The following is an 8,644-nucleotide window of genomic DNA, read 5'->3' on the forward strand; positions in this document are numbered from 1 at the left end:
TCCAGGGGCGCAGCTCCGTTTGGCGGCTCCTCGCGCTGGGCGGGGACACGCGTCCCGCTTCCCGCGGGCGCAGTGGTACATCACATGTCACATGCGACCCGGCGCGGAAGCCGCGCCGGGCGGTGACGGTCCGGCTCGCGCCTAGTGGTGGTGGTGCGCCTCGTCCTCGCCGCGGCGGTGGACCTCGGCGGCGAGGCGCTCGGTGATGGCCTCGGGGGTGAGGCCGAGGTCGGCGAGCAGCTGGTCGCGGGTGCCGTGCTGGTGCCAGCCGCGCTCGACGGCGAAGTCCACGAGCGGGACCTCGTCGCCGGAGTCGCGCAGGGCCTGGGCCAGCGCGTCGCCGAAGCCGCCGGTGCGGATGCCGTCCTCGACGGTGGCGACGAGCGGGTACTGGCCCGCGAGCTTCACGAGCGCGGCGGGCACCGGGGAGATCCAGCGCGGGTCGACGACGGTGGCCCGGATGCCCTGCTCCGCAAGGAGTTCCGCGGCCTTGACGGCGACGCCGGCGAAGGCGCCGCAGGAGACGAGGAGCAGTTCGTCGTCCTCGTGCTTGACGAGCACGTCGAGTCCTTCGTGGACGTCGACGGCGGGGATGTCGGCCTCGGGGACCGCGCCGGTGGGGAAGCGGAGCATCGTGGGTGCGTCGTCGACCGTCAGGGCCTCGGCGAACTCCTCGCGCAGGCTCGCGGCGTCGCGCGGCGCGGCGATGCGCAGGCCCGGGACGACCCGGAAGATCGAGGTGTCCCAGATGCCGTAGTGGCTGGGCCCGTCGGGGCCGGTGATGCCGGCGCGGTCGAGGACGAAGGTCACCGGGAGCCGGTGCATGGCGACGTCGAGGACGGTCTGGTCGAACGCGCGGTTCATGAACGTGGAGTAGACGGCGACGACGGGGTGCATGCCGTTCATGGCGAGTCCGGCGGCGGAGGTGACGGCGTGCTGCTCGGCGATGCCGACGTCGAAGACGCGTTCGGGGTGGCGCTTCATGAGCTTGTCGACGCCGGTGGGGCCGGGCATGGCGGCGGTGATCGCGACGACTTCGGGCCGCAGGTTCGCCTGGGCGACGAGTTCGTCGGCGAAGACGCCGGTCCAGCGGCGCTTGGAGGAGCCGGTGGCCTCGCCGGTGATGGGGTCGAACGCGGGCGGGGAGTGCATCTGCTCGGCTTCGTCGGCGCGGGCGGGGGCCCAGCCGCGGCCCTTCTCGGTGAGGGCGTGGACGATGACGGGGCCGCCGAAGCCCTTGGCGCGCTCCAGGGCGAGGGTGAGTTCGGTGATGTCGTGGCCGTCGACGGGGCCGACGTACTTGATGCCGAGGTCGGAGAACATGCCCTGGGGGGCGAGGGCGTCCTTGAGGCCGGTCTTGGCGGCGTGGAGGCCGGCGTAGGCGGCGCGGCCGAACACGGGGATGCGTTCGACGAGTTCCTGGATCTTGCGGAGGGCGGGTTCGTAGCCGGGGTTGAGGCGCAGTGCGGAGAGGCGCTTGGCGAGGCCGCCGACGGTGGGGGCGTAGGAGCGGCCGTTGTCGTTGACGACGATGACGAGTTTGAGGTCGTCGCGGGCCGCGATGTTGTTCAGGGCCTCCCAGCACATGCCGCCGGTGAGGGCGCCGTCGCCGACGAGGGCGACGACGTGCCGGTCGGAGCCGGAGAGGGCGTGGGCCTTGGCGAGGCCGTCGGCGTAGGAGAGGGCGGTGGAGGCGTGGGAGTTCTCGACGAGGTCGTGGGGGGACTCGGCCTGGCTGGGGTAGCCGGTGAGGCCGCCGCGGCTGCGCAGTCCGCCGAACTGCCCGGCCCGGCCGGTGAGGGCCTTGTGGACGTACGACTGGTGGCCGGTGTCGAAGACGACCTGGTCGTGGGGGGAGTCGAAGACCCGGTGGATGGCCATGGTGAGTTCGACGACCCCGAGGTTGGGACCGATGTGGCCGCCGGTCCGGGCGACCGCGTCGACGAGGAATCCGCGGATCTCCTCGGCCAGTTCGGGCAGGTCCGCCTCGTCCAGCGACTTGAAGTCGGCCAGCCGGCCGATGCTCGACAGCAGCGGGCCGATCTCGGGTTCGTCGTGCGGGTTCATAACGCGGAAGTCTATCCGCGGCGGCGGTTGGGCGGAACCTCCGCGAGTGCGCCTGGGACGTGTCTCATGCAGGCCGGGAGGCCGTGATCTGGGAGTCGCGGGGTTTTTCATCCGTTGGGGGGACGGCACGCGTGTCTGTCGGAAAGCAGTCAGTCCCCGAAAGGGACACGCCGTCCGAAAGCCCGGCTCCTTCGTGATCGAAATGTGATCATCCCAACATGGACCTCATCGACCTGCACCAGAACACGGAATGGCCGGCGCGCCTCGATCAGGTGTTGAGCTCCTCGCCGGTGGACTGGGGCGACCGGCGCGACGCCGTCAGGGAGGTGTCGCCGGGGCTGGCGCGGCTCCAGCGGATGTCGGCGGTGCCGCGGTTCGACCTGGACGTGGTCGATCCGGAGGTCTACGAGGGGATCCTGGTGGACGCGCTCGCGGCGGCCGCGCGCGGGGGCGCGGTCTACACCGAGCTGCGCCTGCCGCAGGAGTCGGTGGTGTATCCGCAGTTCATGGAGCGCTTCGAGGCGGCGCGGTCGCGGGTGACCGAGGACTACCCGGAGTTCGACGCGGGCGCGGTCCTGAGCATGAACCTGTGGGACCCGATGCTGCGGGAGCTGTGCGACGCGTTCGCCGACGCGGCGGCGGCGGGCCTGGCGGGCGTGGAGATCATCTACGTCCCGTATGCGGCGGAAGCGGACTGGTCGCGGGGCCGGGTGGTGGCGGAGGCGGCGGGCGCGGCGGGCCTGGGGGTGACGGTGCCGGCGGGGGCGTTCAACGCCTCGAACCTGGCGTCACTGGCGGAGATCGAGCAGATCGGGCGGATCGGGCACGCGGTCGGGGCGGCGACCGACCCGGGGATCATGCGGCTGCTGGCCGAGCGGGGGGTGACGGTGGAGGTGTGCCTGACGTCGGCGGTGGTGCTGGGGATGGTGCCGAGCCTGAAGGAGCATCCGCTGCCGCGGTTCCTGGAGGCGGGGATCGCGGTGGTGCTGGGGACGGATTCCCCGATGCGGATGGGCACGAACATCGCCGGGGAGTACGAGAAGGCGCGGGCGCTGGGGCTCAGCGACGCGGACCTGGCGGGGATGACCGAGCGCGCGAAGGCGTCGCGGCTGCCGTGACGAGCGGGGCCGCCGGTCACGGTTCGGCCTCGGCCAGGTCTCCGCACGGTCTCAATTCTGTCGAATGTCTGTTTGTAGACAATCAAACGGACGACAGTTCACGAACGCATTTCACGCCGTTCACCTGCTGAAACATTGGGAAGCGACGGCCCGTGTCTGTCTTCTCACGCGCTGCTCGGGTTGAAAAAACACCGCTGTCAACTAGTGTTCCGAGGGTTGCCGCCCCCCAAAGACGCCCGAGCCCCGGCAGCTTCGCGCCCTCCCCCGCCGCGAGCCGTCCCCGAGGCCGGGCCGCGAAAGGAAGCAATGCCAGCGATCGAAGTGGAGTCCCTGTACAAGGTCTTCGGCAAAGGCGCCAAGGGAGCCGTCGCCCAGCTCAAGGCCGGAGTCCCGAGAGACGAGCTGCCGAAGGGCGTCACCGCCGCCGTCATCGACCACTCCTGGGCCATCGAGCCCGGTGAGATCTTCGTGGTCATGGGCCTGTCGGGGTCGGGGAAGTCGACCCTGATCCGGATGCTCAACGGCCTCATCAAGCCCACCTCCGGGACGGTCCGGATCGGCGGCGTCGAGCTCGGGTCCCTGTCCGCCCGCGAGCTGCGCCGCCTGCGCCGCGAGAAGGTCAGCATGGTCTTCCAGCACTTCGCGCTCCTCCCCCACCGCACCGTCGTCGAGAACGTCGCGTTCGGCCTGGAGATCAAGGGCCTGGACAAGGCCGCGCGGCTGGAGCGCGCGAGGGAGGCCGTCGAGCTCGTCGGCCTCGCCGACCACGTCGACAAGCTGCCCGCGCAGCTGTCGGGCGGCATGAAGCAGCGCGTGGGCCTGGCCCGGGCGCTCGCCGCCGACACCGAGGTCCTGCTCATGGACGAGGCGTTCAGCGCCCTCGACCCGCTCATCCGCCAGGAGATGCAGGACCAGCTCCTCGACCTCCAGGGGAAGCTCGGCAAGACCATCGTCTTCATCACCCACGACCTCAACGAGGCCATGCGGATCGGCGACCGGATCGCCATCTGCGACGGCCAGGTCAAGCAGCTGGGCACCGCCGAGGAGATCCTCATGCACCCGGCCGACGAGTACGTCGCCGAGTTCACCGCCGACGTCGACCGCACCCGCGTGCTCACCGCCGAGGCCGTCATGGAGCCGTGCGGGACCCGCGACACCAGCGAGTTCACCACCGTGGAGTCGGACGTGCCGGTGAACGAGCTGTACGAGCCGGTCCTCAACTCCAAGGCGCCCTTGCTGGTCGTCGACGACAACGCCGACCCGCTCGGCGTGGTCACGCCCCGGTCCATCATCAAGTCGCTGGCGCCCGAGCGCGAGAGCGGCGACGCCGAACAGGAGCCGCAGCCCGCATGATCGAGTACCTCCGCAACTGGTTCTGGACGTACGTCTGGAAGCCCCTGCCCGACATGCCGTTCGGCGACTGGATGGAGACGTTCATCCGCTGGGCCCGCGACGCGTGGGCCGCCGGGTTCGACGCCGTCGACGCCGGCCTGGAGTTCCTGTACCTGCACCTCGCCGACGGACTCCTGTGGCTCCCTTCGGGAGTCATGGTCCTGCTGTTCGCCGCGGCCGCGTGGGCCGCGCGCGGCTGGAAGCTCGGCGTCGGCATCGGCCTGGGCATGTTCGTCGTCGCGTGGACCCCGTACTGGGAGCAGACGATGCAGACCCTGTCGATGGTCCTCGTCGCCGCGGCCATCGCGATCCTGCTGGCGATCCCGCTGGGGATCGCGGCCGCCGAGAGCCGGACGTTCTCGGCCGTCGCGCGGCCGGTCCTGGACTTCATGCAGACGCTGCCGGCGTTCGTGTACCTCATCCCGGTGGTGATGCTCTTCAGCGTCGGCGTCGTGCCCGGCATCATCGCCACGATCATCTTCGCCATGCCACCGGGCGTGCGCCTCACCGAACTCGGTCTGCGCCAAGTGGACGGCGAGGTCGTCGAGGCCGGGCAGGCGTTCGGCGCCTCCCCCGCGCGCATCCTGGTGCGGATCAAGCTGCCGCTGGCGCTGCCGACGATCATGGCCGGGCTCAACCAGGTCATCATGCTCGCACTGTCCATGGTGGTCATCGCGGGCCTGGTGGGCGGCGGCGGGCTCGGCGCGGTCATCTCAGGGTCGCTGGGCCGCCTCGACATCGCGGCCGGGTTCAACGCCGGCCTCGCCGTGGTCCTGCTCGCGATCCTCCTCGACCGCGTCACGCAGGGCCTGTCCGACCGCACCCCCGTGGCCCGGGCCGCACGGCTCGCCCGCTAGACCCCGAACGCCCCCGAGAAGATGGCGCGCGTTCGCGCGCGCCGGAAAGCAGGAGACATGCAACGACGTTCGATCATGAAGGGCGCCATCGCCACCGGTGCGACCGCCTCGCTCGCACTGGCAGGCTGCAGTGTTGAGGAGGCACCGGGAGGAGGAGCCGGGGACGCCGCCGAAGGGGTCGACTTCGGCCTGCCCGAAGGCGAGGGCGAGATCGTCATCGCCTACATCAACTGGGACGAGGCGGTCGTGGCCACTGAGCTGTGGCGCCAGGCCCTCGAAGCGTCCGGGTACACCGTGACGACCCAGGAGTTCACCGAGGTCGGGCCGCTGTTCGAGGGCCTGTCCTCGGGCGACCTCGACGTGTTCCTCGACGGCTGGCTCCCGATCACCCACCAGACCTATATGGAGACTTACGGGGACCGGCTGGAGCAGCTGGGCACCTGGAACGAGAACGCGGCGCTGACCGTGGCCGTGCCGTCTTATGTGGACGTCGATTCGCTGACCGACCTGAACGCGAACGCCGAGCTGTTCGGCGGCCGCATCGTCGGCATCGAGGCCAGCGCGGGGCTCACCGAGGCGGTGCAGAACAGCGCGATCCCGGCGTACGGGATCACGGACCTGACGCTGGAGACCTCGTCGACGACGGCGATGCTCACCGAGCTCGACTCCGCGATCGCGGCCGAGGAGCCGATCGTGGTGACGCTGTGGCAGCCGCACTGGGCGTACGCGAAGTACGACCTGAAGAACCTGGCGGACCCGGAGACGACGCTCGGGGAGGCCGAGACGATCAACGTCCTGGCGCGCACCGGGTTCGGCGAGGAGTTCGCCGACGTGGCGGCGGCGCTGGGGACGTTCGCGATGAGCGACGAGCAGCTGGCGAGCCTGGAGAACACGGTGTTCTCCGAGCACGGCGGCGACGTCCAGGCCGGGGTCACGGCGTGGCTCCAGGAGAACGCGTTCACCGACCTGGTCGCCTGAGACCCGCGCGCGGCGCGGCGGCGCTCGGGGCTTTGGGGGCCCCGCGGCAGGAACGAGGACTGAGCCGACCTCCAACGCCGCAGCGCCCGCGCGCGACGGGCCGCCTTCCCCGCAGGAGGCGGCCCCGGTGCGGGACCGGCCGATCCCCGGTCCCGCACCGAACCCCGGCCGACCGATCCTTGCCGGTCTCCGACCCGATGTCGGTCCCCCGAGGCATCATCGAACCGGGGGCGGCTCCGGACGCCCGATTTGTGAAGACTCGCCGAGACTCGCCCGATCCGCCCGGCCGCTGCCGACTTCGGCGTCGGGAAGCGTTCATTTGCATTGAAATATGTTGATGAGTCGGTTAATATGTGACATGGTAATCGGTCTCCGGGCCGATCGCCGCAGGTTGGCGGTGGCATTCCCCGGCATCGCGCACCGCATGGCGCATAGGAGCACCATGTCGTTCGACGACCTCGACAAGTCCACATCCCCCGACCGGGGCCCCGCGGCCCTCGGTTCGAACCTCAAGCGGCGGCGCCTGTTCCAGGGCGCGATCGCCGCGGGCGGCCTGGCGGCCGCCGGAGCCGGCGGCCTCGGCCTCGCCGCCGCGCAGGAGTCCACCGAAGACGTCGGCGCCCTCGCCGTCCACCCCGGCCTGCTGCACACCCAGGCCGACTTCGACCGCATGCGCGCCAAGGTCAACGCGGGCCTCGAACCGTGGCTCTCGGGCTGGAACAAGCTCATCGCGAACGGCCGCGCCCAGTCGACCTGGACGGCCCGGCCCACCGCGGTCATCATCCGCGGCGGCGACGGCCAGAACTACCCGCAGCTGTACAACGACATCCACGCCGCGTACCAGAACGCGCTGCGCTGGAAGGTCGCCGGCACGACCGCGCACCGCGACAAGGCGATCGAGATCCTGAACGCGTGGTCGAACACGCTGACGGCGGTCAACGGCAACGCCGACCGGTTCCTGGCCGCGGGCATCTACGGCTACCAGTTCTGCGCCGCCGCCGACATCGTGCGCGGCCAGAGCGGGTTCGACCTCGGCGCGTTCCAGGACATGATGACGAGCATCTTCCTGCCGATGAACAACTCGTTCCTCACCAACCACAACGACGCGTGCATCACGAACTACTGGGCGAACTGGGACCTGTGCAACATGGCGAGCAAACTCGCCATCGGCCTCATCTGCGACGACAACGCCATTCGCGACCAGGCGATCGACTACTTCTGGAACGGCGAGGGCAACGGCTCCATCGAGAACGCCGTCCCGTTCGTCTACTCCGGCGGCCTCGCCCAGTGGCAGGAGTCCGGGCGCGACCAGGGGCACTCGATCATGGGCATCGGCCTCATGGCGTCCATCATGGAGATGGCGTGGAACCAGGGCATCGACCTCTACGGCGCCAACGACAACGCGTTCGCGAAGGCCGCGGAGTACGTGGCGCGCTACAACCTCGGGCACGACGACCTGCCGTTCACCCTGTACAGCTGGGGCACCGGCCAGAACTGCGCCTACCAGGAGCACACCGTCATGGGCGCGGGCGGCCGCGGCCAGGCCCGCCCGGTGTGGGAGATGGTCTTCCACCACTACACGGCCCGCAAGGGCTTCGCGATGCCGAACGTCGGCACCATCTGCGGCACCAACAGCCCCGAAGGAGGCGGCGGCGACTACGGCACCACGTCCGGCGGCTTCGACACGCTCGGCTTCGGCACCCTCGCTCACGTCCGCCTCACGTGGGACGAGATGCCCGACAACCTGAAACCGCTCGGCTAGCGCCGGACCGCGGGCGGCCGGGCGCATCGCGCCCGGCCGCGACGCATGTCCCCCTCGCGTTGCCGGCGGTCGGTAGCATCCCGGCAGGACCTGTCCAGCCGACGAGCTAGGAGACCCGTTGTTCGGCATGCTCGCCCCCTGCCCGTCCCGCACCCCCGACGACCTCAAGCCCCGCTGGATGGGGCACTTCTGCGGCCTGTGCCTCGAACTGCGCGACGACGCCGGGCACCTGGCCCGGCTCACCACCAACTACGACGCCCTCGCCCTCTCGGTCCTCGTGGAGGCCCAGCTCGGCGCCGACGCCGACTCGCGCGACGCCGGGCCGTGCGCGCTGCGCGGGATGCGGCGCCAGACCGTCGCGACCGGGAGCGGTCCGCGGCTGGCCGCGACCGCCTCGCTGCTGCTGGCCTCGGCGAAGCTGCGCGACCACGTCGACGACGGCGACGGCCTGGCCGCCCGCCCCGGCGCCC

7 protein-coding genes are annotated in these 8,644 nt (G+C 70.8%); 6 read left to right on the top strand and 1 reads right to left on the bottom strand.

Annotated elements, in window-relative coordinates:
• Positions 1-141: 141 nt before the first annotated feature.
• Positions 142-2,067: a 1-deoxy-D-xylulose-5-phosphate synthase gene (gene dxs / locus DI269_RS02615; protein WP_112133580.1), complete on the bottom strand. Its 1,926-nt coding sequence runs from the start codon at positions 2,065-2,067 to the stop codon at positions 142-144.
• 218 nt (positions 2,068-2,285) lie between these two features.
• On the opposite strand from dxs, the gene DI269_RS02620 reads away from it, so the two are divergent.
• The 6 genes from DI269_RS02620 to DI269_RS02645 all read left to right on the top strand — a co-directional run.
• On the top strand, positions 2,286-3,185 hold the full coding sequence (locus DI269_RS02620; RefSeq protein ID WP_112133581.1) for a hypothetical protein: 900 nt from the start codon (positions 2,286-2,288) through the stop codon (positions 3,183-3,185).
• 306 nt (positions 3,186-3,491) lie between these two features.
• The gene (locus DI269_RS02625; RefSeq protein WP_198667087.1) at positions 3,492-4,538 is read left to right on the top strand and encodes a quaternary amine ABC transporter ATP-binding protein; all 1,047 of its coding nucleotides are present in this window, start codon (positions 3,492-3,494) and stop codon (positions 4,536-4,538) included.
• A complete protein-coding gene (locus DI269_RS02630) occupies positions 4,535-5,434 on the top strand; it encodes an ABC transporter permease (protein ID WP_112133582.1) in 900 nt (299 codons plus the stop codon). Before DI269_RS02625 ends, DI269_RS02630 begins: the two co-directional genes overlap by 4 nt.
• Positions 5,435-5,491: 57 nt before the next feature.
• Positions 5,492-6,412 (top strand): glycine betaine ABC transporter substrate-binding protein, encoded by a 921-nt coding sequence (locus DI269_RS02635; protein ID WP_198667088.1) that lies wholly within the window; start codon positions 5,492-5,494, stop codon positions 6,410-6,412.
• Between the two features lie 442 nt (positions 6,413-6,854).
• Positions 6,855-8,174, top strand: coding sequence for an alginate lyase family protein (locus tag DI269_RS02640; RefSeq protein ID WP_112133584.1), 1,320 nt, complete (start codon positions 6,855-6,857; stop codon positions 8,172-8,174).
• A 127-nt stretch (positions 8,175-8,301) separates the two neighbouring features.
• On the top strand, positions 8,302-8,644 hold a 343-nt coding region (locus DI269_RS02645), incomplete at its 3' end, for a DUF5685 family protein (protein WP_232822588.1).

Source organism: Glycomyces dulcitolivorans, from assembly GCF_003265355.1.
In the GTDB taxonomy this organism is placed as follows: domain Bacteria; phylum Actinomycetota; class Actinomycetes; order Mycobacteriales; family Micromonosporaceae; genus Glycomyces; species Glycomyces dulcitolivorans.

Excerpts from the sequence above, each read along its gene's own strand:
- dxs (WP_112133580.1), bottom strand. The coding sequence starts at position 2,067 with ATGAACCCGCACGACGAACCCGAGATCGGCCCGCTGCTGTCGAGCATC.
- DI269_RS02620 (WP_112133581.1), top strand. The coding sequence starts at position 2,286 with ATGGACCTCATCGACCTGCACCAGAACACGGAATGGCCGGCGCGCCTC.
- DI269_RS02625 (WP_198667087.1), top strand. The coding sequence starts at position 3,492 with ATGCCAGCGATCGAAGTGGAGTCCCTGTACAAGGTCTTCGGCAAAGGC.
- DI269_RS02630 (WP_112133582.1), top strand. The coding sequence starts at position 4,535 with ATGATCGAGTACCTCCGCAACTGGTTCTGGACGTACGTCTGGAAGCCC.
- DI269_RS02635 (WP_198667088.1), top strand. The coding sequence starts at position 5,492 with ATGCAACGACGTTCGATCATGAAGGGCGCCATCGCCACCGGTGCGACC.
- DI269_RS02640 (WP_112133584.1), top strand. The coding sequence starts at position 6,855 with ATGTCGTTCGACGACCTCGACAAGTCCACATCCCCCGACCGGGGCCCC.